24 protein-coding genes are annotated in these 25,836 nt (G+C 59.5%); 8 read left to right on the top strand and 16 right to left on the bottom strand.

Annotated elements, in window-relative coordinates; all coding sequences use genetic code 11:
* Nucleotides 1-37: 37 nt before the first annotated feature.
* Complete coding sequence (locus tag NL64_RS22870) at nt 38-424, bottom strand: DUF488 domain-containing protein (protein WP_034150320.1); 387 nt, start codon at nt 422-424, stop codon at nt 38-40.
* A 4-nt stretch (nt 425-428) separates the two neighbouring features.
* On the bottom strand, nt 429-1,151 hold the full coding sequence (pcsA, locus tag NL64_RS22865) for a phosphatidylcholine synthase (RefSeq protein WP_034150376.1): 723 nt from the start codon (nt 1,149-1,151) through the stop codon (nt 429-431).
* Between the two features lie 251 nt (nt 1,152-1,402).
* Here pcsA and NL64_RS22860 point away from each other — a divergent pair, with 251 nt between their 5' ends.
* On the top strand, nt 1,403-2,152 hold the full coding sequence (locus NL64_RS22860; RefSeq protein ID WP_034150319.1) for a tellurite resistance TerB family protein: 750 nt from the start codon (nt 1,403-1,405) through the stop codon (nt 2,150-2,152).
* Between the two features lie 147 nt (nt 2,153-2,299).
* On the opposite strand, the gene NL64_RS22855 is transcribed toward NL64_RS22860, so the two are convergent.
* Nucleotides 2,300-2,758 (bottom strand): cupin domain-containing protein, encoded by a 459-nt coding sequence (locus tag NL64_RS22855; RefSeq protein WP_034150318.1) that lies wholly within the window; start codon nt 2,756-2,758, stop codon nt 2,300-2,302.
* A 192-nt stretch (nt 2,759-2,950) separates the two neighbouring features.
* Between NL64_RS22855 and NL64_RS22850 the strand changes: the two genes are divergently transcribed.
* Entirely contained in the window at nt 2,951-4,336 is a 1,386-nt protein-coding gene (locus tag NL64_RS22850; protein ID WP_034150317.1) for an iron-containing redox enzyme family protein, read from the top strand.
* Between the two features lie 56 nt (nt 4,337-4,392).
* Nucleotides 4,393-7,008 carry a DNA ligase D gene (ligD, locus tag NL64_RS22845; protein WP_034150316.1) on the top strand — a complete coding sequence of 872 codons (2,616 nt, stop codon included), beginning with the start codon at nt 4,393-4,395 and terminating at the stop codon, nt 7,006-7,008.
* A 159-nt stretch (nt 7,009-7,167) separates the two neighbouring features.
* Here ligD and NL64_RS22840 read toward each other — a convergent pair whose 3' ends face one another.
* The 8 genes from NL64_RS22840 to potE form a co-directional block, all read right to left on the bottom strand.
* On the bottom strand, nt 7,168-7,848 hold the full coding sequence (locus NL64_RS22840; RefSeq protein ID WP_034150315.1) for a DUF3313 domain-containing protein: 681 nt from the start codon (nt 7,846-7,848) through the stop codon (nt 7,168-7,170).
* Between the two features lie 42 nt (nt 7,849-7,890).
* Entirely contained in the window at nt 7,891-9,159 is a 1,269-nt protein-coding gene (locus NL64_RS22835) for an OmpP1/FadL family transporter (RefSeq protein ID WP_034150314.1), read from the bottom strand.
* Between the two features lie 77 nt (nt 9,160-9,236).
* Nucleotides 9,237-10,850, bottom strand: a complete 1,614-nt coding sequence (locus tag NL64_RS22830) for an arylsulfatase (protein WP_034150313.1) — start codon at nt 10,848-10,850, stop codon at nt 9,237-9,239.
* A 301-nt stretch (nt 10,851-11,151) separates the two neighbouring features.
* Nucleotides 11,152-11,436 (bottom strand): DUF3303 domain-containing protein, encoded by a 285-nt coding sequence (locus NL64_RS22825; RefSeq protein WP_034150312.1) that lies wholly within the window; start codon nt 11,434-11,436, stop codon nt 11,152-11,154.
* A gap of 173 nt (nt 11,437-11,609) precedes the next feature.
* The gene (locus NL64_RS22820) at nt 11,610-12,149 is read right to left on the bottom strand and encodes a hypothetical protein (RefSeq protein ID WP_034150311.1); all 540 of its coding nucleotides are present in this window, start codon (nt 12,147-12,149) and stop codon (nt 11,610-11,612) included.
* On the bottom strand, nt 12,149-12,550 hold the full coding sequence (locus NL64_RS22815; protein ID WP_034150310.1) for a hypothetical protein: 402 nt from the start codon (nt 12,548-12,550) through the stop codon (nt 12,149-12,151). Before NL64_RS22815 ends, NL64_RS22820 begins: the two co-directional genes overlap by 1 nt.
* 196 nt (nt 12,551-12,746) lie before the next feature.
* On the bottom strand, nt 12,747-15,032 hold the full coding sequence (locus tag NL64_RS22810) for an Orn/Lys/Arg decarboxylase N-terminal domain-containing protein (RefSeq protein ID WP_034150309.1): 2,286 nt from the start codon (nt 15,030-15,032) through the stop codon (nt 12,747-12,749).
* On the bottom strand, nt 15,029-16,438 hold the full coding sequence (gene potE / locus NL64_RS22805; RefSeq protein WP_034150308.1) for a putrescine-ornithine antiporter: 1,410 nt from the start codon (nt 16,436-16,438) through the stop codon (nt 15,029-15,031). The genes NL64_RS22810 and potE overlap by 4 nt, the downstream gene beginning before the upstream one ends.
* Before the next feature lie 184 nt (nt 16,439-16,622).
* Here potE and NL64_RS22800 point away from each other — a divergent pair, with 184 nt between their 5' ends.
* The 3 genes from NL64_RS22800 (at nt 16,623) to NL64_RS22790 (ending at nt 18,230) form a co-directional block, all read left to right on the top strand.
* Entirely contained in the window at nt 16,623-16,952 is a 330-nt protein-coding gene (locus NL64_RS22800) for a hypothetical protein (RefSeq protein WP_034150307.1), read from the top strand.
* A 378-nt stretch (nt 16,953-17,330) separates the two neighbouring features.
* A complete protein-coding gene (locus NL64_RS22795; protein ID WP_034150375.1) occupies nt 17,331-17,747 on the top strand; it encodes an organic hydroperoxide resistance protein in 417 nt (138 codons plus the stop codon).
* Nucleotides 17,748-17,957: 210 nt separating this feature from the next.
* Nucleotides 17,958-18,230: a DUF2790 domain-containing protein gene (locus NL64_RS22790; protein WP_034150306.1), complete on the top strand. Its 273-nt coding sequence runs from the start codon at nt 17,958-17,960 to the stop codon at nt 18,228-18,230.
* Between the two features lie 62 nt (nt 18,231-18,292).
* On the opposite strand, the gene NL64_RS22785 is transcribed toward NL64_RS22790, so the two are convergent.
* The 5 genes from NL64_RS22785 to NL64_RS22765 all read right to left on the bottom strand — a co-directional run bounded on the left by NL64_RS22785 (nt 18,293) and on the right by NL64_RS22765 (nt 24,427).
* Nucleotides 18,293-19,231 (bottom strand): LysR family transcriptional regulator, encoded by a 939-nt coding sequence (locus tag NL64_RS22785; protein WP_034150305.1) that lies wholly within the window; start codon nt 19,229-19,231, stop codon nt 18,293-18,295.
* A 64-nt stretch (nt 19,232-19,295) separates the two neighbouring features.
* Nucleotides 19,296-20,246: an aldo/keto reductase gene (locus tag NL64_RS22780; RefSeq protein WP_034150304.1), complete on the bottom strand. Its 951-nt coding sequence runs from the start codon at nt 20,244-20,246 to the stop codon at nt 19,296-19,298.
* Nucleotides 20,247-20,323: 77 nt separating this feature from the next.
* Nucleotides 20,324-21,796, bottom strand: coding sequence for an efflux transporter outer membrane subunit (locus NL64_RS22775; protein WP_034150303.1), 1,473 nt, complete (start codon nt 21,794-21,796; stop codon nt 20,324-20,326).
* Nucleotides 21,797-21,815: 19 nt separating this feature from the next.
* A complete protein-coding gene (locus tag NL64_RS22770) occupies nt 21,816-23,309 on the bottom strand; it encodes an MDR family MFS transporter (protein ID WP_034150302.1) in 1,494 nt (497 codons plus the stop codon).
* Nucleotides 23,309-24,427: an HlyD family secretion protein gene (locus NL64_RS22765; protein WP_034150301.1), complete on the bottom strand. Its 1,119-nt coding sequence runs from the start codon at nt 24,425-24,427 to the stop codon at nt 23,309-23,311. Before NL64_RS22765 ends, NL64_RS22770 begins: the two co-directional genes overlap by 1 nt.
* A gap of 213 nt (nt 24,428-24,640) precedes the next feature.
* Here NL64_RS22765 and NL64_RS22760 point away from each other — a divergent pair, with 213 nt between their 5' ends.
* Both NL64_RS22760 and mug read left to right on the top strand, forming a co-directional pair.
* A complete protein-coding gene (locus tag NL64_RS22760; RefSeq protein ID WP_034150300.1) occupies nt 24,641-25,267 on the top strand; it encodes a TetR/AcrR family transcriptional regulator in 627 nt (208 codons plus the stop codon).
* Nucleotides 25,260-25,775 carry a G/U mismatch-specific DNA glycosylase gene (mug, locus tag NL64_RS22755; protein ID WP_034150299.1) on the top strand — a complete coding sequence of 172 codons (516 nt, stop codon included), beginning with the start codon at nt 25,260-25,262 and terminating at the stop codon, nt 25,773-25,775. Before NL64_RS22760 ends, mug begins: the two co-directional genes overlap by 8 nt.
* Nucleotides 25,776-25,836: the final 61 nt, after the last annotated feature.

The raw sequence follows: 25,836 nt of genomic DNA, 5'->3' as shown, positions 1-25,836 counted from the left end.
AGCCTGCGGCAGCTCCTACAGGGGATTGTGGTGGTTTCTAGACGACGCTCGCGCCTCGGGCTTCCAGCAACTCGCGCAACACCGAGCGATGGCAATGCGCTTCTTCCTCGCAATAACAGCCAACGGCCAGCGAGGTTTGATGGGAGAGGGCGGCCAGCAGGTCGAGCAACTGGCCGGGGGCAGGCTGGTTCATTTCGGCCTTGAACTTGCGTTTGAACGCGTCCCAGGCCTCCTCGTCTTCAGCGGTCTGGGCTTCGTGCACCAACTGCGCACTCGGCGACAGCAATGGTTGCCAGACATCGTAGAAATCCCGACTGGCAAATTCGGCCTTGGGCACGCCACGAGGCGGGCGCCGCACCGTGCCCAGGCGCAGGCCTTCGCCGGGCAGGCGCGGAGAACCGAGGCGCACGATATGGATAGGCATGGCGTTACTTGAGCCGCGATCCGTCGAACCACTCCAGCGCCGTGCGCCAGAAGCAGATCCCCAGGAAATACGCCGACATCAGCAGCCATAGCCCCATCACCATCGGGTTGATAACTGGGTGATTGATCACCAGCGACAAGCTGCACAGCAGCCAAATGGCCGTCACGGCGATGTTGATCGGCATGAAGCGACGCACGCGAAACGGGTGGAGGAATTTCATGCGAGTCAGGGTCAGCAGGGCCAGGCCTATTACGGTCAGGAAAGTGATCCAGGGTGACGGATCGATGATGTACAGGCACAGGGCAACCACGTTCCATGCCGCGGGGAAGCCCTGGAAGTAGTTGTCTTTGCTTTTCATATTGACGTTGCAGAAACAGAACAGCGACGACACCAGAATCAGCGACACCGTCAGCAGCAGCGTGTAGTCCGGCAGCGGGATGTAGCGATAGATGAACAGCGCCGGGATGAACACATAGGTCAGGTAGTCGATGACCAGATCGAGGATCGAGCCGTCGAAGCTCGGCAATACCGACTGCACGTTGACCTTTCGCGCCAGTGCGCCATCCAGGCCATCGACGATCAGGGCGACGCCGAGCCACAGCAGGCAGGTGGTCGGCTGGTTTTCCAGCAGGGCGAGGGTCGCGAGGAAAGCAGTGACCACGCCGGTAGCGGTAAAACCATGGGCTCCCCACGCTTTGAGCCTGGCGATGTGTAGAGTCGAAATCACGGGGGTGTTCTCCAGAAAGTGCAGCAAGCCAGTCAACGCCCTCATCTGGCGGGCGGCGGCAAACCGGTTGGGGTTGCAGGTATCGACCGGGTATCCGGGAATAAGGTTCACCACCCATGAATCTTAGCTGCGGCGCAAAAAAAATACCCCGGATTAAACCGCGGGGCATGTCAGCCAAACGGTGGTGGCACATTTACGGGCGAGGACTATTGTTGCCTGACTGGATCACTCCCTTCGATGAGGACGTCGTCATGAACACCAGCGATTTGCTCGAACAATTACTGCGCGGCAGCCAAGGCGCGATGCCGCGACAGGGCGGCAGCGCGGCGGGGCAAGGTGACCTCGGCGACCTGGGCGGATTGCTCGGTGGCTTGTTGGGCGGTGGTGGCGGCGGTGCTTCCAGCGCCGGGGCCGGTGGCCTGGGCGGGTTGGGTGGTTTGCTCGGCGGCCTGCTGGGTGGCGGCTCGCCGATGGGCGGTGCGCCGCAGCGCCGCTCCGGTGGCGGTACCAATTATGCCGCACTGGCTTCGCTGGGGATGATGGCATTCCAGGCCTATCAAGCCTGGCAACGCAGCCAGTCCGCGCAACAGCAACAGGCGCCGCAGCAGGCATTGAACACGGTGGACATGCTGGAAGGACCGGACGTCGAGGAACACAGCCATGCGATCCTGCGTGCATTAATAGCAGCGGCCAAGGCTGACGGGCGGATTGACGACGCCGAGAAAAAGATGATCGGCAAGGAAATCGGCCGTCATACCGACGACCCGGAGCTTCAGCAATGGCTTGATAACGAAGTGGCCAAGCCATTGAACCCCGTTGAAGTGGCGCAATCGGCTACGGATACCGCCATGGCGGCGGAAATGTACCTGGCCAGCGTGATGCTGGTGGACGATCAGCAGGATGCCGAGCGCAATTATCTGGATGAGTTGGCGGCGGCGTTGGGCATTGAACCGGATTTGCAGGTGCACCTGGAACAGCAGGTCAAGGGTACGGCCGCTTGAATATCGGGTTGGCCGTGAGGACGCCATCGCGGGCAAGCCCGCTCCCACAGGTAATCGAGGCGTATACCCCGATCCCTATGGGAGCGGGCTTGCCCGCGATGAGGCCAGTACGTTCTGTATCAAGCGACGGTCAGAGCACCTTTGCGGTCAACCTGCCGAAGAGTCGACCGACTTCGGCACCAGAAACGTCACGCCAAACCGCGCGGCCACTTCATGAATGCGCGCTAGATCCTCGGGCACTTTGAACTGATCCATGGCCGCGAAGAACTGCCCGCCACGCGGATCGGAGACTACGCCGATGATTTTCGCCGTGGGGCTGACGTTCTTGTAGGCATGGATCGAACCGCCGGGGATGTGCACATAGCCGCCGGTCGACACCGTGGTGGAGCGGCCTTCCACCGTCACTTCGACCTCGCCATCAATGACAAAGAATGCTTCGTCCCACGGGTGAAAGTGCGGGGGAGGCCCGCCGCCTTGCACGCCTTCCTGGATGTGCACCTCAAAGGGTTTACTGAGGTCCCCGCCAGCGAGAATGGTGATCGCCTCGCCAACGACATTGACCGGCGCGGGAATGTTCGCCGCGTCGATAACGTGAACCGTACGCATGATTGCTCTCCAGGGGTGAGTCAACACTGGCTGAGTATATTCACTTGAGTGAAGGCTATGTGCCGCCGGGCGCTCCGTCTGTCCGGGCAATTTCAACGCCGATGGAATTTTTGTCCCGGCACCTCGCTCTGCTGAGAGAAGGACGTGTTGATTGCGCGTCCTGCCACTGGCCTCCGAGCGAGATATCCGCCAATGACAGCCCTGACCACACTTGCATCCAAGCCTGCCCACGAACACTCGATGTCGCAGCCCGGCAGCATCCGCCAGATCTACGAGCAACTATTGCTTGAGGATGACGCAGAGCAACGGCGCTCGCTCGCCGAAACTTTCCTGCGTGCTCAGTTACAACAAGCCGAAGACCTGCCGAATGACCTACCGCGCGAACCCACAGCGCTACAAGATTGGGTCCGGGAACACTGCACCGACGTGGCCCGTCAGTACGCCGATTACCTGCAACAGCGCAAGGCCGGGGGACCGCGGCAGTACTTCAGCACTAAATCCCATGCGTTGTTTTTCCTGCAAGCCGTGGCCCCGACCAAACTGGTCGATGGCGCCTGGCTGTACGGGTTATTGCAGCATTGGCGCGACCCGCGTTTCGAAGGACTGATTTGCACCTATCTGGAAGAATTGGGCGATGGCAATCCGGCGCAGAATCACGTCGCGATCTACCGCCGTCTCCTTGCCGAACATGGCCTGCCTGACGGCGACCACCTCGCCGACGAGCATTACCTGCAAGGTGCGTTGCAATTGGCCCTGGGTTACTGCGGCGATGAGTTTTTGCCGGAGGTGATCGGCTACAACCTTGGCTATGAACAACTGCCTTTGCATTTGCTGATCAGTGCCTACGAGCTCAGCGAATTGGGCATCGATCCTTATTACTTCACCCTGCACGTGACCATCGACAACGCCAGCACCGGCCATGCGCAAAAAGCCGTGCGAGCGGTGTTGCAGCTGTTGCCGATCACCGGCGATCAGGACGATTTCCTGCGTCGGGTAGCACTGGGGTATCGCTTGAACGATCTGGGTCAGGGCAGTCGCGCGATCATCGAATCGTTCGATCTGGAGCGCGAACTGCTCGCCATGCTCGAACGCAAACGCCCGTTCGGCCAGCACATGCATTCGGACTATTGCCGCTTTGAAGGCCAAACCGTCAATCAATGGCTGTCATCCCCGGAGCAACTGCCCGGATTCCTCGCGGCCATGGAAAACAAGGGCTGGATCAAGCGCCAGCAAAACCCGCAAGACAGCCGTTTCTGGCAGTTGATCGATGGCGACGGCGCGGCGATGTTCGGCGTGTTCAGCCCTTATGAAAAGCAGCTGTTGCATGACTGGATCGCCGGAGACTGGAAGCCCGAACGTTCAGCACCCTCGGTGCGACGCGGCGCCAGTGTGACGGTCGAGCCGGCAGTGCCGGACAACGACCCGGACGTCCAGGCGCTAAAGGCTGCGCTGAAGGGACTTGCCGCGCACGAGCAGATATCGGTGTTGATCCCTTGGCTCAGCGCCCATCGCCATGCACACCCCGCCGGGTTGATGGCGACGCGGCGGTTTATCGAGCTCAGATCCAGTATTGGCTAGGAAGCACAACAGCAATCAGGAAGAGCAGCCACGCGCTGCCGACCAGCAGGTGAGCCATGAGCAAGAATCTGGATGATTACAACCGCATGCGCGATTTTTCCGCGACCTCGGAACCGGCCGCCGTCAAACGTTCGGGCAGGAAAAACGCCAAGGATCACGCCTTGCAGTTCTGCATCCAGAAGCACGACGCCTCACGCCTGCATTACGATTTTCGCCTGGAACTCGATGGCGCACTAAAGAGCTGGGCGGTGCCCAAAGGCCCGTCGCTCGACCCCAAGGTCAAGCGTCTGGCGGTGCATGTCGAAGACCATCCGATTGACTACGCCACCTTTGAAGGCAGCATTCCGCAAGGGCATTACGGCGCGGGCGACGTGATTGTCTGGGATCGTGGCGTGTGGATCCCCCAGGAAGATCCGGCCAAAGCTTATGAAAAGGGTCGGCTCAAGTTCGAGCTGCAAGGCGAGAAGCTCGCAGGCCTTTGGAACCTGGTGCGCACGCACATGCCGGGCAAGCAGGAGCAATGGTTTCTGATCAAGCATCAGGACGGCGCGGCCCGGCCGGAAACCGATTACGACGTGGTAGCCGCCGAGCCCGATAGCGTGCTCAGCGAGCGAACCATCGTCGCCAAGGCGCCCAAAGCCGCCAAAGCCGCGAAACCCAAAGCCGTCAAGAAACCCGCCACCCCGGCGCGCAAGGCACAGTCCGCGCAATTGACCGGCGCCCACAAAGCCAAACTGCCGGATCAGATCAAGCCGGAACTGGCGACACTGGTGGAAAAAGCCCCGGATGGCCGGTGGAGTTACGAGGTCAAGTTCGACGGCTACCGGATCATGGCGCGCATCGACCATGACGCGGTCAAGCTCTTCACCCGCAACGGTCACGACTGGACTCACAAATTGCCCGCTCAGGCCAAGGCGCTGGCGAGCCTGGGTGTCGAGTCGGCCTGGCTGGACGGTGAAATGGTGGTCGCCGACGAGCACGGCGTACCGGATTTTCAAGCCCTGCAAAACGCCTTCGAGGCCAATCGTAGCGGCAACATTCTCTATTACCTGTTTGATTTGCCGTACCTCAATGGCGTCGACCTGCGCGAGGTGCCCGTCGAGGAACGCCGGGCGGCGCTGGCGACGCTGCTGAAAGCCAATAATGAAGATCTGCTGTTGCGGTTTTCTGACGCTTTCAACGAGGACCCGGAAGCTCTCCTCAACAGCGCCTGCCAAATGCGCATGGAGGGGCTGATCGGCAAGCGCCTGGGTTCGGCTTATGTGTCCCGGCGCAGCAGTGACTGGATCAAACTCAAGTGCAAACACCGGCAAGAATTCGTCATCGTTGGCTACACCGATCCCAAGGGTTCGCGCAACGCCTTTGGCGCGTTGCTCTTGGGTCTGCATGACCGCGACAGCGGCGAGTTGCGTTACTCAGGCAAGGTCGGCACCGGGTTTACCGAGGCGACCCTCAACAGCATTCACGACCAACTCAAGCCGTTGGTGACGAAGAAACCTGCCGTGGTCAATCCACCCAGCGGTGCCGAATTCAAGGCTGTGCATTGGCTCAAACCAAAGCTGTTGGCGGAAGTGGCTTTTGCCGAAATGACCAAGGACGGTTCGGTACGGCACGCGGTGTTCCATGGCCTGCGTGACGACAAGCCTGCCAAAGACATTACCGAGGAGCGTCCGACTGCCGTGAAAACTGCCTCCGCGAAAACTGCCCCCGCGAAAAAAGCCGCTGCCACCAAAGCGCCTGCCGCGAAGAAGAAGGCCGAACCTGCACCGTCGCAAATTGGCCTCGACCAGGGCAAGGTACGCATTACCCACCCGGACCGGATCATCGACGCCAGCAGCGGCGCGACCAAAGTGCAACTGGCGGAGTATTACGCCAGCGTCGCCGAGTGGATTCTGCCGCAGCTCAAGGACCGCCCCGTAGCGCTGGTGCGTGCGCCGGATGGCATTGCCGGTGAACTGTTTTTCCAGAAGAACGCCGAACGCCTGGCGATCCCCGGCATCACCACCCTAGACCAGAAACTCACCGGCCAGCCGATGATGGTCATCAACAACGCCGAAGCCTTGATCGGCGCGGTGCAGATGAGCACCGTCGAGTTGCACACCTGGAATGCCACCTCGGACAACCTCGACAAGCCCGACCGCTTTGTCCTCGACCTCGACCCGGACCCGGCGCTGCCGTGGAAGCGCATGGTCGAGGCGACTCAGTTAACGCTCTCGGTGCTTGATGAACTTGGGCTCAAGGCATTCCTCAAGACCAGCGGCGGCAAGGGCATTCACCTGGTGGTGCCGCTGACCCGCAAGCTCGGTTGGGATGAGGTGAAGGATTTCAGCCACGCCATTGTCAGCCACATGGCGAAGCTGCTGCCGGAGCGCTTTTCAGCAGTGTCGGGACCGAAGAACCGGGTAGGGCGGATCTTCATCGATTACCTGCGCAACGGGCTGGGGGCGACCACCATTTGCGCCTACGCCGCGCGTACCCGCGAAGGGCTGCCGGTGTCGATGCCGATTTTTCGGGAAGAAGTGGAGGAGCTCAAGGGCGGCAATCAGTGGAACATTCATAACGCGCATGAACGTCTGGTTGAAGTGGGTGATGAACCGTGGGCAGACATGAAGAAAACCCGTCAGACAATCACAGCCGAGATGCGCCGGCGGGTCGGGATGAAAAAAAACTGACGATTCCCGTGATGAAACCTATTGTGGCGAGGGAGCTTGCTCCCGCTCGACTGCGAAGCAGTCGCTAAAACGGTGATTGCCAACCGAATTTTGGGGCTGCTGCGCAGCCCAGCGCGAGCAAGCTCGCTCGCCACAATGGCGTGTTGTTAGCCGACGATGTTATTTGTTGTTGATGAACGCCTGGAAGTCGCTACCCATTTTGTCGATTGCTGTCTTGAAGTCCTGGGCGGTGATTTTCTGTTTGTCATTTTCCAGCGTGGTGCCAAAGACCTTGCGCACGACCCTGCCTACGGACTGATTGTTTTTCGCGTCGATGAACTCGGCTTCGATAAACAGTTCGGTGTTTTCATCCCGGATACCGGTAACGGCGGACACACCACCCACGACCGCTGCGATAGGCACCACTTCATACCAGTGCATGCCTTCAGGCGAGGCACTTACCCCGGTGATGGCTGCACGCATGACCAGGAGTTTTGCGCCGGCCGGCGCGGCGTTCGAGCTGGATACGACCCGGTACTTCTGCCCCAACGTGGTCTTGGCCTTGTTGGTCATGTAGTTCTGAATGTCGTTCAGCGTCTGCTGGTTGACCCGCTCGTTGGGCTTGGGTGCCGGATACATTTCCAGCCGGGAGAAGGCCACAGTGTCATAGGCATTCGGGTTCCACGACGGGCTCACCCAGCGCATCGCCGTACCGCCGCTTGGCGTTTCAACTTCCTGCAGGTTGTTGTAGGTGGACAGGTAGCCGGAGTACTGCTCCTTCTCGGTGACTTTTGACGTACAACCACCGAGCAGAAGCCCGGCCATGGCGGTACCGACGAGCAATTTACGGGTCAGGTTCATAGTGCTGTTTACTCCTTGGTTAAAGTCTTTTTTTTTTAGTAATCAGAAACGCCAGGTCATGTTCCCGGTCAGGGCCGAAATCCAGGCACTGTCGAACTGACCGGAAGTTCGAAAGCCCGACGTGGATTTGGTCTGGTCAACCGGCATATCACCAAGATAGACCATGGCCCAACTTACGTTGAGGTCGGTGTCCTTGTTCACAGCATAGGTGGCTCCTGTGGCAATGCGCCAGGATTCTGCCATCGGTACGGTGAGAGTGCGGTCGCTGTCCGAAACGGGACTGCTGTCGTAAGCCACGCCCACGTTCCACAAGAGTTGCGGGGTGGCCTGGTATTGCGCGCCGAGCGCCAGTTGCCAGGTGTCTTTGTACTTGGCATCGATGGTGGTCGATCGAGCATCGAACGCTGTGGTGTCGACCTGCACACCAACCTCGCCGAACTCCGACCAGTCCTGCCAATTGACCGAGGCCAACAGGGCCCATTGCTGGTCCAATTGCTGGAACAGGCTCAGCGTGACGGTCTGTGGCACCGTCATGTCGAGTTGCGTGTTCAGGCCATTCAACCGGTCCAGTGCCGGGCCGTTGCCTTTGATGTCCAGCCCGTCTTCGAAATCCAGATCGACCTTGCTGGTGTAGGTCAGGCCGATGCGTGTTCCAGCTTGCGGGGCGTAGATTACTCCGACGTTCGCGCCAAACCCCCAATCCTCGTCCTCGTATTTGAACTGGCCGTCGCTGCGTTCGGTGAAGCCAAAGGGCGCGCGGTCGATGGCTGTCTGCGCCTGGAGCATGCCGTACATGGCTTTGACGCCGACGCCCACCGACCATTGCTCGTTGAAGCGGTAAGCCACACTCGGCACAAAAGACAAACCACCGAGGCTGGCGTTCTGTGCGAAGTAGCGTCCCGACCAATCGTTGTCGTAATTCACCGCCAGGCCGAAGTCGGCGTATTGGCCGAAGCCGATGCTCCAGTGATCATCCAGCTCATGAGTGATGAAGAAACTGCCGCCGGGAATCACATCGAGGGCATTGCCGCTGCCACTGCCCGGGACATTGGTGTCGCCGTCGCGATTGAATTCGAGGTTGCCGTAGAGCACCTGCAAGCCACCGGTGATTTGCGTGCCTGGCAAGTAGCTCATGCCCGCCGGGTTGCTGGCAATTGTAGAGGGACCTTGTGCTCGGGCGGCCGCACCGGCGTTGGCGAGACCGGCATTATCGGTGCCGATTTCGTAGAGCATGATGCCGCCGGCGTAGGCCTGCTGACAGCACAGCGCAAGCAGGGTAAAGGCGGGCAGGGCGGAGGTTTTTATCTGCATGTTAATTCCCTACTGCGTCAATAAACGTCCGTCAGAGATACGGGTGGCCAGCATCGGCCACCCGTGATCTCGACGCCTTACTTGGCCATTTCTGCCCGAGCCGCAGCGATCTTGGCTTTGACCGAATCTAGGTTGAAGCTCGCGCCTTTTTGCATCGGCGGGAACTCGATCGCGGTTTCTGCCAGTTTGGTCACCTGTTGCTGGACGAACACGAAGCGCCAGAACTGGAACTTGAACCAGTCGAAATACTGCTGCGAACCTTGCGCGGCTTGATTCTCCGGCCAGCCCATACGTTCGAAGGGGTCGAGGCGCAGGTTGGTCAGGATCGGTACGTCGACCGCCACCTTGGCGCCCATCCACCCGCCTGGCTGGTCAATAAAGCGATATTTGTAGTCGCCGATTCGCACTGCGCCCAGCGCACTCTCACCAAAGTAGAAGATTTCATTACGGGTCGACGGACCTTTGCCGGTGATCATCGGCGTCTGGTCATAGCCGTCCAGGTGCACCTTGTAGGTCCGGTCGCCCAGCTGCTTGCCCTTGAGCAATTCCTGAGTGATGTTCGGGTTACCGGCCGCCGCGACCAGGGTCGGGAACCAGTCCATGCCGGACATGATGCCGTTGGCAATCTGATTGGCCGGCACTTTACCCGGCCAACGAATGATCGCCGGAACCCGGAATCCACCTTCCATGATGGTGCCCTTGCCCATGGCAAACGGCGTGGTGCCGCCATCTGGCCAAGTGAAGTTTTCTGCACCATTGTCAGTGGTAAAAATGACAATGGTGTTGCCGTCCATACCGTCTTTTTTCAGCTTGGCCATGACGTCACCGACGATATCGTCGAGCTGCGCCATGCCGGCTTCCTGTTCCGACCAGCCATTTTGCGCGTTGCGCATGGCTTCGTACTTGTCGGAGAGGTGCGTGACGATGTGCATGCGGGTCGGATTCAGCCAGAGGAAGAACGGTTTGTTGTCCTGTTTGGCCTTGTCGACGAAGGCGAAGGCTTTGTCGCGAATCTCGTCGTCGACGGTTTTCATCCGTTCCGGATACAGCGTGCCGGCGTCTTCGATTTTCTGTTTGCCGACCTTGCCCCAACGCGGCATGACAGTCGTATCGTCCGTGGCGGTAGCCCAGCTGTGAACCATGTTGCGCGGGCCAACGGTGGCGAGCAGTTCCTGCGGATAGTTGGGGTGCGCCGGGTCTTCCATGGCGTCGAGGTGATAGAGGTAACCGAAGAACTCGTCGAACCCATGCACGGTCGGCAGGAATTCGTTCAAGTCGCCCAAGTGATTCTTGCCGAACTGCCCGGTGGAATAGCCCATGGCCTTGAGGGCGGTGGCAATGGTAACCGCTTCGGCCGGAATACCGATGGGCGAGCCGGCCTGGCCAACAGTGGTCATGCCGGTCCGGATCGGCAGTTCGCCGGTAATGAAATTGGCACGCCCGGCGGTGCAACTGGCCTCGGCGTAATAGTCGGTGAAGCGCATGCCTTCATTGGCGAGCTGGTCGAGGTTTGGCGTACGACCGGCCATCATTCCCTGGTTGTAGACACCGATATTGGACCAGCCGATGTCGTCACCCATGATCACTACGATATTCGGTGGTGGATCGGCTGCTTGGATGATGACGGGAAGAAACATCGTAGATAACAACAGTGGAACTGCGAACGCTGAGGATTGCTTTGTCCGGTACATGTCGAGCTCCTACGCACTGAGACGAGTACTCTGAGACGAGCCCCCCGACCGCCGTTTTAATTTGGGTCCCCCGCGAACAGCGTAGGTTTGAATTGAGAAATATCCAGTCAGCTGTCTCAACGAAATTTGCTTTTTCAACACTGATCGAAGCCAGTCGCACGGGCTGTCAGGCCCCGTGTGACTGGCTTGTGGCGTTGGAAATCAGAAACGGCGATTCAAATCCGACGTCAGCGAACGCTGCTGCAGCGGTCTGATCCATCTGAAATCGACGCGGCGAGCTGACTCGCCTTCTCAATGGCACCTATTTGCCGATTTTGCCGATGCCGGCCAGCAGTGGCGCCATCTGCTCGTCGGTCAAGGCCACCTGGACGTCCATGGTCATGAGGTCGCTCCACTCAAGTACCCACTTCTGAATCGGGATTGCGTCACTGGCTTCTGCAATGCCGACACCCGCCGCGCCACCCACGGCGTACCAACGTCCATGCATCTTCACGCCTTCGGGTGGAACACCGCCGGTCTTGAGGAAGCGTTCGATCACATGGTTTCGGTTTTCCGAACAGATCTTCCAGCTGACTATGAATAGCATCTGCCACCTCCTTCCGAGGGATCGGCACCTGTATTTCATCGCGCACCTGGTTGGCGCCGGGACCAAGGGCACGTCGATCTCTTCCATGTGAAGGCATAGCAGCGTCCCGCCTTGCGTGTACGACCGCTGATCCTCTTTTGATGAATTTTCCGGATGGGGAGCGGATGCCTGTTTCACCAGCGAAACATGGGCAGCGGTCGCAGCGGAGTACGAATGAATTGCCGTGCCGAGCGCCGCATCAGCATCCAATGGAAGCCGTGATCGGGAAAGGTCGATTGCACGGTTTTGATCAACGCCCGGGGCAGGCCGAAGCGCACCAGTCCAAGGGACACATCTATGACATCGGCTTGGCGGAACGGCTCGACGCTGGCGGCGCAGGCCAAGCGATAGGGGCGCACTTTGTGGTGCTCCAGAATCAGTGCACTCACTTCTTCTTCAAGATCCTGGCGTTGTCGGTGATCGAGATAATGGCTGGCCAGTTGCACCGAGGGCGGCAGGTAATCGAGGGTGTCGTCGGTCCAGATGCCCAGATCGTGAAACGCCGCCGCGATTTGCACCGGCTCTGGCGGCAGGCCTTCAAAGCCTCTGAGCGCGCAATAGAAATTCAGCACTCGATAGATGTGATTGCGATAGCCCTGCAGATCAGGGCCGATCGTCAGTGCGAAGGACGTAAGTATTTCGTCGGTGACGGGAAATTCGAGAAGGGGAGTCATCACGCATCCCGCAAAAGGTCGTTGGCGTTGAGCACGTCGTAAGCGATTTCCGGGCGTTTTTCCATGGCGCGACGAATCGCGGCGGGGATCGAGGCGCGGGTTTTGCGGCACAGTCCTGGCAGTTCGCCGACCTGGATGCCGATACCGCGCGTGGTCCGTACTTCGTTGAAGCTGGGCACGATGTCCACACGGATGCCCAACTGCTCGAACATCCGCTGTTGCAGGTGTTCCAGGTCTTTGAGACTTGAAAGGTTTTCCAGGCGTTCGATCAGGCGCTTTTCTTCTGCGCGGGTCAGAAACAGGATGCGCACGTCCGCTCCCGGTGTTTCCAGCAACGGGTCACGCCCGCAATCGCAGGCACCGGGCGGGCAGGGTTGGCGAATCGGAGCAGTGGTGGTCATGGGGTTCAATCATAGAGCGCTGTGATCGAATTTGCCCATAGGGTTTTGGACTGAAGGAGATCCGACAGCTGAAGGAGATCCTTGTAGGAGCAAGCTTGCTCGCGATGGCGGACTTTCTGATACATCAATTTTGAATGTACCGCCTCTATCGCAAGCAAGCTTGCTCCTACAGGTATTACGGAGAGCCGGACCTAACTCATTTCAACACCAGCATCCGGTAAACCCCGGCCTCGCTTTCGATCCCATGGGTGTCATGGGTGAAACCGGGGAAGGATCTGTCGAAGGCTTCCAGCGCCTTGAGATAGGCCAGCAACGGCCCGTCCGCCGGTCCTGCGTTCTCGCCCGGCATCAGCAATGGAATGCCCGGTGGATACGGCACGATGCCGGTGGCGGCGATGCGTCCGGCGGCTTCGTCCAGGGTCACCAGTTCGATGTCGTTGCGCACCAGTTTCTCGTAGGCTTCCACCGGGCTGAATTCGGCTTTTGGCAGGGTGCCGAAGGCCTGGGACATGTTGGCGGTGGTTTTGTGCTGCTTCATGGCGGCGAAGATTTCGTCGGCCAGGTCCTTGAGGCCCATGCCAGCGTAGCGTCCCTGGTTGGCGGCCAGCAGGTCCGGCAGGCACAGCTCCAGTTCGGCGTTGTCGTCATAGTCGCGCTTGAAGTCGAGCAAGGCGTTGACCAGCGTGCCCCACTTGCCTTTGGTGATGCCGATGGAGAACAGGAACAGGATGGTGAAATCGGTGGTTTTCTCGACGACGATGCCCTGGCGACCGAGGTACGCCGTGAGCACGCACGCCGGGATGCCCGAGGCCAGCAGGTTGCCGTCGTCGCCCATGCCGGGGCTGAGCACCGAGACCTTGATCGGGTCCAGCATGCAGTAGCCTTCTTCGATGTCGCCGAAACCGTGCCATACCTCGTTGGGATGCAGTACCCAGCAGTTTGGCTCTGTTTTCAGCAGTACCGGGTCTACCTCATGGAATGGCACCGTCGCGTTGCCCACCTGAACGGTCGGCGGCTGCCAGCAGGTGAAGAACCAGTCGTCCTTGCCGTACATCTCGTGGTGCATGCGCGAGATGACCTGGCGGAAAGACACGGCCTCTTCGATGGATTCAGTCGTAAGAATCTGCCCGCTAGGGGCTTCCATCATGGCCGAGCTGACGTCGCAGGAGGCCATGATCGCGTAGTTCGGCGACGTCGAGGCGTGCATCATGTACGACTCGTTGAAGCGCCCGTGTTCAATCGGGTTACGGCCGTTGCGCACGTGAATCATCGAGGCTTGGGACAGGGCTGCGAGCAACTTGTGGGTCGACTGGGTGGCGAACACGGTGGGCTTGGTGTCGTCGTGATCGTCCGGGCTGCCGTGCATGGCATGGCGGTCGCGGTACAGCGGGTTGAAGCGCGCATAGCCGTACCAGGCTTCGTCGAAATGCAGGCGGTCGACACTCTGGCCCAGCAGTTCCTCGACGCGGGTGACGTTGTAGGTCAGGCCGTCGTAGGTGGAGTTGGTGATGATCGCGTGGACCGGCGTCGGGTCGATGTCTTCCTTGACCAGCGGGTTGTTGGCGATAGCCGCTTTGACGCCTTCGGCGCTCAGGGTTTGCGGGAGGATCGGGCCGATGATGCCGTAGCGGTTGCGCGTTGGCACCAGATAGGTCGGCAGGGCACCTGACAGCGTCATCGCGTGTTCGGCGGATTTGTGGCAGTTGCGGTCGCACAATGCGATCTGATTGCGCGTGACGCTGGCCATCAGAATCACGCGGTTGGACATCGACGAGCCGTTGGTCACGTAGTACGTGCGATGGGCGCCGAACACCTTGGCGGCGTAGCGCTCGCCCTGGCCGATCGGGCCGCTGTGGTCGAGCAGCGAACCCAGTTCACCGACCGAAATCGACAGGTCGGACCGCAGCAGGTTTTCCCCGAAGAACTCGTAGAACGCCCGGCCCGCCGTACTTTTCAGAAACGCCGTACCACCGGCATGACCGGGGGTGTGCCAGGAATATTCATAGGACCGGGCAAACTTCACCAGAGCACCGAACATTGGCGGCAGGGCAGCCTGGCGATAGCGTTCGATGGCCGCCAGGATGCGGCCGCTGAGGAAGCGGCTGGTGTCTTCGGGCAGCCAGATGAAGTCGTCGGCGTGTTGCATGACCAACAACGGAATGCTCGACGCGGTGGTCCGGTCGCTGATCAGGAACACCGGCACCCGCGTGTTGCGCTCGCGCAGTTTGACCAGCAACTTGATGCAGTCTTCATGGCCTTCGCTGGTGTCCATTTCCCAACTGATCAACACGCATTGGACGGCCGGGTCCGAGCGCAGGATCGACGCTGCATCGCTGAGACTTTCCGAGGCCAGTACGCTGACGCCACGTCCTTCAACATCGCTGACCAGTTGATCGAGAGCGCGGCCAAACACCGTGCGCTTGTCCGCCGGGCTGCTGACCAGTAGCGCGAGCATCCCGAGTGAATGTCTATATTCCGTCATGCGTTGACCTCCAGAGTGGCTTTATTCAGGCTGTTCACCGGCACCGGTTTGCCTGTGATGTGCTGCGCGCTGACGGTTTGCGTCGGTACGCTGTTGTTGACTGCTTCAAGTCGAATCAGGCGGTTGTTGACGAAGCCGAACAGCGTGTAGCCGAAGATGGTCGCTACGCCGCCGAGCATTAACGCTTGCTCGCCTGAACTGTAGAGCGCCAGGTAGCTGTAGGCAGCGGCTACCCAGGCAATGATGTTAGTGGCGAGCGCCTTGCCGGCCGGTACGTTGGACACTTTCTGCATGGTCATCAACGCGGCCATGGAGAGGATGTACGGCACCAGGTTGGTGACCACCGCGAGGTTGACCAGGGTGTCAAACTGTTTACTGAGGTCCGGGCTGATGGTGAGAAAACCCAGCGCCGTTTGCGCGGCTAATAGCACCAGCATGCCGACAATCGGCGTTCCGGCCTTGTTGGACTTGGCGAAGATCGACAGGAAGTAGCCGGTGTCCGCCGAGCTTTTGTAGACCTGGGCAATGGTGAACTGCCAACCCAGCAGCGAACCGATGCAAGCCAGCACCATGGCGGCCATCACAATGTCGCCGACCACAGGGGTGAACATTTTGGCGAACACCAGACCGAACGGTGCGGTGGAGGCGGCCAGTTCCGGGTTATCGACGATGCCCGCGATCACGTTGGTGGAAACGATGTAGATCACCGCCGCGCCGAGGGTGCCGCCGAGTACCGCAATCGGCACGTTCTTCTCGGGGTTTTCCACCGCGTCGGTGTTGGCGCACGCGGATTCCAGGCCGAGGAAGGCCCACAAGGTGATCGCCACCGAGGCGCCTGCGGCGTCGAGCCAGCCCATGTTGTGCGGGTTCCAGCCGGCGGCGTACACGCTGCTGTCGAACCAGAACCAGCCAACGGTGGACACCAGCACCACCGGTGCAATCACGCCCCATACGGTGACCGCGCCAATCCGGCCAGTGATTCGCGCACCGCCGAAGTTGGCGAAGGTGGTGATCCACAGCAACGCAATGGTTGCCAGACCCACTTGCAGTGAGTCCAGTTGAATGTGGAACAGCTCCTGTATATAGCCGACCGCCGTAATACTGATCGCCACGTTGGCAATCAACAGCGAGAGGCCGTACGTGTAGTTGGTGATGTAGTTACCGGCCTTGCCGAAGGTGTATTCAGCGTAACCACCCATGCCACCGGTTTTTCGACTGAGCATCCCGCATCGCGCAAAGGCATAGGCCAGTGCAAGTGAGCCGGTGGCAGTGATTAACCAGGAAAGAATGGAAATTCCGCCCACTTCCGCGAGTTTTGACGGCAACAGGATGATCCCTGAGCCCAACATGTTGACGGCGGTCAACATCGTCAGTTGCCCCACACTCATTTTTTTTGCGACTGACATTCCGTTGCCCCATTAGTTGGCGAAGAGACTCATAGCTATAGCAAAGGATTGAAATGTCGCAAGAAAATGACTTTTGTTTCATGACTTGGGTCAGTCTATTTCCGATAAGGCACTATGCTGGCCCCCGAGCCTTTCACCTTTCGCCAGAATCGCCGCAATTTCAGGTGGTTAGGGTTGAATGTAAATGCGCAATGTATGGATAGCGCTGATCTCGATGGGCCTCGCCGGTCTTGCAGTTTCTGCCCAGGCCAAGGAACTAAAGCCCAATGATCGTTATATGTGCAGTTGGGGCGCAGGAACGGCGGCAAAAGCTCAGGAATTGAAGTTGTCCGGGGTTTCTTTGTATGCCGCGCGGGCAAAGATTCAATCGTACAAGTTTTCCAAATCGTGGATGCGCATGATGGCCATGGGTATAACCGAGCAAACTTATGACAGCCCGACGCGGATCAAGCCTGCGGCGGTGCGGCAGAGTTTTTATGATGATTGTGTGAGGTTTAAGTTGGCGGGTAAGTGATCAACAAATCAAAAGATCGCAGCCTTCGGCAGCTCCTACAGGGGAGTGGGTCCTCGCTGTAGGAGCTGCTGAAGGCTGCGATCTTTTTATCTTTCAGGTGGCCTTTGTCGGATCGACCTCCCGCCTGACCATCGACGTCTATATTGATAGACCGGGTCCGCAGCAGTGGCCCCGACGAGCAAATGCGTACAAATGAGTAGTTGTGGCGAGGGAGCTTGCTCCCGCTGGGCGCGCAGCGGCCCCAAAAAATGGGATTGCTGTGCAATCCAGCGGGAGCAAGCTCCCTCGCCACGGGTTCAGTGTTCGGCATCAGGCTTGAAAACCGCTTTTCTGATTCACCTGAAAATGCATAAACCTCATTTCAATCAGGAGATCATCATGACCCAGCTCGACAAAGTACTGTACACCGCCAAGACCCACACCACTGGCGGCCGGGACGGCGCATCCCGCAGCGACGACGGCATTCTGGATGTCAAACTGTCCTCGCCGGGCGCGGGAGGCGGTGGCACCAATCCTGAGCAACTGTTCGCCGCCGGTTGGTCAGCCTGTTTTATCGGCGCAATGGGTGTTGCGGCCAAAGAAATGAAAGTGGCGTTGCCCAAGGATGTGGCGGTTGATACCGAGGTCGACCTGGGCACCAATGAAGGTGGCTACCTGCTTCAGGCGCGGCTAAATGTCAGCCTGCCGGGACTTGATCGCGAAACCGCGCAAAAACTCGTGGAGACCGGGCACAAGTACTGCCCGTACTCGAAAGCCACACGCAACAACATCAACGTCACGGTCAAGTTAGTCTGAACTGAAACAACCAATCGTCTTGGCGACAGCTTCCTGCAATGTCGCCAAGACTTTGAACGCCGCTCATTATGCGATTTTTGTTAACAGTGTTTGTCCCGCGAAGCGCTGTTTAGCACCGCTGCAAACCCCTAGCATCGTCTCTACCGAGTGAACCCATGACGTGGGTTCACGAGGTACAAGTCAGCCCACTTGAACGAGACGGTGAACCTCATGAACATTTCAAAGATCGCGATTTTCCTGGCGCTCAGTTGCATCGGCGCACAAGCCTTTGCCGAAGAAAGCCAGGCCAAGGTCCAGGCCAGCAACACAGCGGTTGAGACTTACACCTACGAATCGAAACTGGACATCAAGAAAGTCATTGCGCTGAGCGATGTTCCGGCCGAGTGCGGACCGGTGTCTGCGCAAATGACCTATGAAGACTCACAAGGGAAACGCCACATCCTGCAGTACCAGGTAATTGGCACTGGCTGTTCAAGCGGTTGAGTGCCGTGCGGGCGATGGGGGGTCGACACTCCATCCGGCGGTACGCAGGAATTCAATCGCAGTCAGCGTTTTAGGGATGAGCGTACAATTTTTTCATCGGTAGCCAACAACCCGGGAATGCAGTTTTTAAGAAACTCCACCCAGGTTTTTATTTTTGCATCGACGAATTTACGCGACGGGTAGATGGCGTAGAGATTCAACTCTTCGAAGTGATACTGCGGCAGTACCCGTACCAGCGTGCCCGCCCTCAGACCATCAACGGCTGAAGCAATTGGCTGGATTCCGATACCCATGCCGGCGGTGATGGCCACGGTCATGGCATCGGCCGTGTTGACGTGAAAGGGCGACTCGGGAATGTGGATGGTTTCCACGCCTTCGGGCCCTTCAAATGCCCAGTGATCCACGGGCATGACCGTGTTCACAATTCTCAGGCAATCGTGCGCGGCAAGTGAACCCGGTGAGTCGGGCATTCCGCGTTTCTTCAGATACGCCGGCGAGGCGCAGAGAATGCTGTAGGTGATGCCCAGACGTTGGGCGACAAACCCCGAGTCGGGCAGGTCCCGTGCCAGCACAATCGACATGTCATAGCCTTCTTCCAGCAAGTCGGGCAGTCGATTGGTCAACGTCAAATCAAACAACACGGAAGGATGAGTTTCGCGGTATTGGGCGATGGCATCGATCACGTAATGATTGCCAATGGCGGACATGGCGTGAATCTTCAACCGGCCAACCGGCTTGATCTGGGCAGTGCCTGCTTCCTCCTCGGCGTCACGGACTTCCTCAAGGATTTTCTCGCAACGTTGCAAGTAACGCAGGCCGGCTTCGGTCAGCGCCAGGCGTCGGGTCGTGCGGTTGATCAGGCGTGTTTGCAGCCTCGCTTCCAGGCTGGAAACGGCTTTGGAAACGTTGGTCGTGGTGGTGTCCAACAGCTGCGCTGCCGCGGTAAAACTGCCGGTCTGGGCGACAGCGGTGAAGAAGCGCATGGTCTGGAAAACATCCATCGGTTCACCTCGAAAAAATCATTCAAAAGGGACGGCCCCCGACGGGACCGCCCTTTGTCGTAGGTCATTGCTTGCGCGGGATGAAGCCAGGTACACCGGTTTCCACGACCGAATTGAAGCGTATCCGCGTCGTAATGTCCTCGCGGATTTCATGCATGGCCCGATGGGGCAGGGTAGAAATATCAAAGTTTTCGCGGATATGGCTCAGTGTCGCAGACGTGGTCAGGAAAGCCACGCCCCGCTGAACAGACCAGGCCAGTGCAACCTGGGCCGGGGTTCTTTGTAGATGTCGGGCGATCCCGGTAATCACGCTGTCCTCCAGAACGTTCGGTTGCATGCCATGGCCCAGCGGGGCAAAGGCCAGGACGATGATTGCGTGTTCCTTGCAGAATTCCAGCAGTTCCCATTCCGGCAGATAAGGGTGGGACTCGACCTGCACCACGGCGGGTTTGATTCGCGCCACCGCGACAATCTCTTTCAAAGTCTCCAGGGTGATGTCCGACAAGCCGATGGACTTGCACCGACCATCATCCACCAGTTGCTCAAGGGCTCTCCAGGTGTCGATCAACGTCACGCCGGAATCGTAGATGACGTGACCGAAGGCGTCGCGAGGATCCTGGTTATCACCCGGTTGGAAGGCGAACGGCGTATGGATCAGGTAGCAGTCGATGTAGTCGACTTGAAGTCGCTGGCAACTGGCTTCGAAGGCCGGCAGCACCCGCTCGGGACGGTGGTTGGTGTTCCACAGTTTGGTGGTGATGAACAGGTCCTCGCGCCGGGCCTTGCCGGTGTCGAGGAAGTCCTTGATGGCGACACCGACCATTTCTTCGTTGCGATAGCGTTCTGCACAATCGAAATGGCGAAAGCCGGTTTCCAACGCTTGCTTGATTGCCTGGGTCGTCACGCTCAGATCCCGGAACAGCGTGCCGAAGCCAACCGCCGGCATCGCGCCGGTGCCGTGGTTAAGTGGAAATCTGGTTTCGCGAAGGGCATCGAAAATGGGTTCGTAAGACATCTCTTTTCTCCATCCGGGGCCACCGTCGCGCAGCGGAAGTGGCCGCTCATATAAATGATCGTGAGTGCGCGTGCGCGCTATTGGTACGAAGGTTTGTGGTCTTCTCGACTGGCCACTCTTTGCTCGAACACGCCGACGGAGTTCCCGCCGAGCGCGACGAACAGCTGCACCGTGTCGAGGTACTGCGCGGTCTTCACACGGATGTGGCCCAGCAACGCCTGCTCATAGGCACGTTCCGCCTCCAGCACCTGGAGGATGCTGTTCTGGCCTTGCGCATAGGCTTGCTGGTTCAAACGAAAACTGCTGTCCGCCGCTTGCAACGCATCTTCCTGCGCGCGCAATTGTTCGGCGTCGTGGTTGATGGCTTGCAAGGTGTCGGCGACCTGGCCGAACGAACTGATAACGGTTTGTTGGTAGCCGGCGAGCGTCGCCTTGTAGCCGTCGACAGCAGCCTGGCGTTCCGCCTGAAGCGTGCCGCCGTTGAAGATCGGACCGGCAATCCCCGCCGCGAACCCCCAGAGTGCGGCACCGCCATTGCCCGACGCAGCCTGGGCCAAAGAGGCGGACAGCGTTACGCGGGGATAAAGGTTCGCGGTCGCGACACCCACGGCGGCGCTGGCCATGTGCAGTTGCGCTTCGGCTTGCAAGATATCGGGCCGGTCGTGGGCCATTTCCGAGGGCAGGCTGACCGGAACGTTTGACGGCAAGGCAAACTCGGCGAGGTCGAAATCAGGCGCGATCCAGTCGCCCGGGCCTTTGCCCGTCAGGATCGACAACGCGTGGCGCGCCGCATCCCGCTGCTGGGCCAATGGAGGCAACAACGTGCGATCCTGCGCGAGCTGTGTCTCGGCCAGCGAAACGTCAATCTGCGTAGTGCTGCCGCTGGCGTGTGCCCGGCGCACCAGGTCGAGGTTTTTCGTGTCGTTGGCCAGCAGCTTCTCGACCGCTTGAATCTGCGCGTTGGCCGAGGCGAGCAACAACGCCTGGCTCGCCACGTCGCCGGTCAATGTCAGGTAGGCCGCTTCGTAACGATGCTTCTGCAGATCGGTGAACGCTTGCTGCTGTTCGACCAGGCGCTTGTTACCACCGAAAACATCCAGGTCGAAACCGACCCGCGGGCCAATCGCGTAGAAGTTGGAGACCGAAGGCTCCTTGGCGTTGTGGGTCCGTTGGCGGCCCGCAGCGGCGGCAAAATCCACCTGCGGATACAGCGCACCTTCCGCTGCCGCGACCGAGGAGGCCGCTTGGCGAATGGTCGCGTCAGCGGCGACGAGTTCGAGATTGCCGTCGATGGCCCGGCGTACCAGCTGATCAAGCTTCGGCGAACGGAACGCCGACCACCAATTGCCGTTGACCTTCTTGCCCAGGTCAATGCGCTGCTTACCGGGGGTGTCACCGCCGTGGCCAAGTCGCTGTTCGGCCTGTTGGTCGTAGTGCTGCGAAGGGCTCGCCGCGGGTGGTTGATAGTCAGGGCCGACGGTGCAAGCCGACAGCAAAGTCAGAACCGACAGCGCACCGATTTTCGTTTGGGACAGATGACGGAATTTCATTTGGCAGACTCCACGAAAACTAGTTGGTCGGAACAGGTTTGCGAAGAAAAACAACCAGCGGGCTCACCACCAGCATCGCCACCATCAAAATCTTGAATTGGTCGACCACCGCGATAAATGCGGCCTGATGGGTGATCAGGTGGTTCAGCCCCTCCAGCGCCGGCAAGGACATCGACGCCATCGCCGGATGCGCGGCGGCGCGATAGGGCGTCACGTTGGCGGCGAGCGCCATGTGCATCGCTTGGGTGTTGTTGAAGAAGTAGAGCTGCACGATCGCCACGCCGATGGTGCTGCCGTAGACACGGGACAGGTTGAACAGCCCAGTGCCTTCCGGGCGCAGCTTGGGGTCGAGGGTGCTGAACGCCACTTTGGTCAGTGCCGGCATCAACATGCCGATGCCGATCCCCTGGATGGCGCCGGCAATCGCCACCGGCGACCAATCCATCAACGGTGAGTAACCGAGCATCATCCAGTTGGCGTAAATCACCACCGCCACGCCCACCGCAACGAACCAGCGGCGATCGAAACGCTCCGGCACACGGCCCATCAGCAAGAACGCACCAACAAGGCCGATTCCGCGCGGAATGGTCAGGGACCCTGTGGTGTCAGGCGGGTAGCCGAGAATCTCGTCGAGCATCGGCGACGTCAGTGCCATGGTCGACAACAGCACAAAACCGACGGCGAAAAAGATGATCGTCGACAGTACGAAGTTGCGATCCTTGAACAGGCTCTTATTGAGGAAGTGCAGCTTCCTGGTCGCCATGTGCACCGCGAACAGGTAGAGCCCCAGCGCACAACCCAAGGCTTCCAGCCAGATTTCGGTCGAATGGAACCAGTCCAGGCGTTCGCCCCGGTCGAGCAGCATTTGCAGGCTGATCAACCCCAACGTGAAGGTGCCGAAGCCGAAGAAGTCGAATGCCGGCGGTTTCTCGGCTTTCTTCTCGCCCAGCAACAGCGCCACGATCAGGAAGATGTACGCCGCCAACGGCAGGCTGATGTAGAAGATCGGGCGCCAGTCGAAATGCTCGGCAACCCAGCCGCCGATGCTCGGGCCGCTGACGATGCCGAACAGCACGATGGCGGTCCACGTCGCGCCAAATTTCATGCGCTTCTCGACGGGCAATGTTTCCATGGCAATTGCCATCGAAAGCGGCGCGAGAACGCCACTGGCGAGGCCCTGGATAATCCGTGCGCCGATGAATTCCAGCGAAGTCGTGGCCGCCGTCGCCAGCAGCAGGCCGAGGACGAAAAAGGCCAGCGCGGTTTGATAAACCCGCTTCAAACCGTAGCGTCCGGCCAGCCACTGGGCAATCGGCATGGTGATGGCGCTCGCCGCGAGGTAAGCGGTGAAAATCCACCCGGCCTCGTCGTCGGTCATCGACATCGTGCCCTGGATCAATCGCAGTACCGCGTTTGGAAGCGGCAGGTTCGCCGACTGCATGTAAGTCGCGAGCAACACGGCGAACCGCAGCGAGCCCGCCGCACTTGGGGTCCCACCAGCGTTGGCGTTCATCAGAAGATACCTGCGGTCATCAACGATTTGAGCGGATGCCACCATGGCGTGCGATAGCCGGTGTCGACCTTGACCGTGGCGCTGGTGCCCGAAAACAGCGGCAGGGCGGGATTTGCCTCGTCGAGTTCGAGGCGTACCGGCACACGCTGGACAACCTTGACCCAGTTGCCGGTGGCGTTTTCCGGTGGAAGCAGGGCGAAGTCCGACCCGGCGCCGGGGCTCATGCTGGTCACGTGGGCCTTGAACACGTGATCGGGATAGGTATCGATACTGATCGTCGCTTCCTGGCCGGGGCGCATGTGCGTCACTTCGGTTTCGCGGAAGTTGGCTTCAATCCAGATCTCGCGATCAGAAAGCAGGGCGAAGGCCGGCGCGCCGTTGTTGACGAAGTTGCCGACTTGCAGATCGTCGACCTTGGCCACGATGCCGTCGTCCGGCGCGTAGACCGTCGCATACGAGAGGTACAGCTGCGCCTCGTCGAGTTGCGCCTTGGCCTCACGAATGCTCGGGTGACTGTCGACTTCGATGTTCGGATTGCCATTCAAGGCCACAACGGTGCTGGCGATCTGTTGTTCGACCGAGGCGATGCGTTGGCGGGCCACTTTCAGATCGGTGTCGGCACGTTCGTAAATGGCCCGCGAAACGAACTCGGTGGCCACCAGCGCCTTCTTCCGGGCAAATTCACGCTGATCGAAATCCGCCGACTCTTTGGCCGATTGCAACTCCGCCTGTTGCTGCCGGTAGCTGGCCTTGAGGCCATCGATGCGCAGCCGCGCGACACTCAGCTGTGCTTCGGCACGGTTGACGGCGATCTGCAAGGGTTTCGGGTCGATCCGGAACAGCACCTGGCCCTTGTGAACCAACTGGTTGTCCTCGACCGAAATTTCCACGACTTGCCCGGAAATGCGCGCGTTGATCGAGGTTTTCGCCACCCGGGCGTAGGCGTTGTCAGTGGAAACGAAGGGCTGGCCCGCCATGTAATGTGCGTATCCAACCGCCGCGAAAAGGGCAGGGACGCCCATCATCAACCACGGTCGCAGTTTTTCCTTGAACGGCTTCTTGATCGGCGCTGGATGCTCGAAAGTCTGCGAAACCGGAATGTCGAATTGTTGAGTCATGACGAATACACCTCTTGCCGAATAAATGCCGTGAGAAAGCAAACTCGTGCGCGGTGAGGAGGGTGGCTCCGCCGCACTTGTTTCGTCGCTGCAATACCCGGTTCGAGCTTCGCTACAACAAACGTGAAATCTCAGGAACTTCTGGTTCCTTAATTTTGTGCGATGGTGTAAGAATATCCCTCGACTTACCTTCCCACAAGGAATTTGTACGACATGGCACAAAATAAAACTGCAGAGGGCAAAGGCCGCGGTCGTCCTCGCGCGTATGACCCGCAGACAGCGCTGCAGCAAGCGCTTGGTGTGTTCTGGAGCACCGGTTATTCCGGCGCTTCACTCGATAGCATCGCCACGGCGGCCGGCATGAATCGCCCCAGCCTCTACGCGGCGTTCGGCGATAAGCACGCGCTGTACCTGAAGGCGCTTGAGCAATATTGGGAGACCGCCGCGGCTTCGATGCACGAGGCACTGACGAACCCCGAGCTGACTTTGCGTGAGGCGCTGATGCGTTTTTATGAGGGGCAGCTGTCGATTTACTTTTCCGGCGAGGGCCAACCCCGGGGCTGTTTTGCAATCGGTACGGCGACCACCGAAGCGGTCGAGGATCCGGAAATCCGCGCGGTGCTTTCGGATCGACTGAGCAGGCTCGACGCCGATCTGGAAACACGCCTGCGACTGGCGATCGATTCCGGCGAGCTCAACAGCAAAGTCGATGCGGCCGCGCTGGCGGTGCTCGCGTCCTCGCTGCTGCACAGCATTTCGATTCGTGCACGGGCGGGCAAATCCCGCGAGGAATTGACCGAACTGGCACGGGATGCGGTCAGCGTGATTTGCGGTGGGTGAGGGGCTCGAGGATATTCTGGCCGAGCACCTTGCGGTGATTTTCTGCGGCATCAATCCAGGATTGACTGCCGCCGCCCAAGGTCATCATTTTGCGGGCCGGGGCAATCGCTTCTGGCGCGCGCTGCACCTCGCCGGTTTTACCCCCGAGGAAGTGCACCCGGAGAACGACCGGACAATCTTGCAGCATCAGTGTGGTTTAACAGCCGTGGTGGAAAGGCCGACGGCGCGGGCCGATCAGCTGTCGTTGCATGAGTTCAGCGCAGCGGCCGCAGCGTTCGAACAGAAAATCGTGCGTTACGCGCCACGCTTCGTCGCGTTTCTCGGCAAAGCGGCGTATGGCGCGTTGTCGGGTCAACGGGAGGTCGCGTGGGGGCTTCAGCCGAAGACCTTTGGCGGCGCGTCGGTGTGGGTCCTGCCCAATCCGAGTGGTCGCAATCTTGCGTTCAGTCTTGATCAACTAGTTGAGGCCTACAGGCCACTGAGCCTGGCCGCGCGCGGACCTGCCTGAGTCGCCGTCATTGCAATGAACTCCTGCGCGGCTAGCCATCTCTGAACAACAAGACAGACAG

Source organism: Pseudomonas fluorescens, assembly GCF_000802965.1.
In the GTDB taxonomy this organism is placed as follows: domain Bacteria; phylum Pseudomonadota; class Gammaproteobacteria; order Pseudomonadales; family Pseudomonadaceae; genus Aquipseudomonas; species Aquipseudomonas fluorescens_A.
The sequence above is the reverse complement of the archived record's forward strand: the minus strand, read 5'-3'. Positions and strand labels throughout refer to the sequence as shown.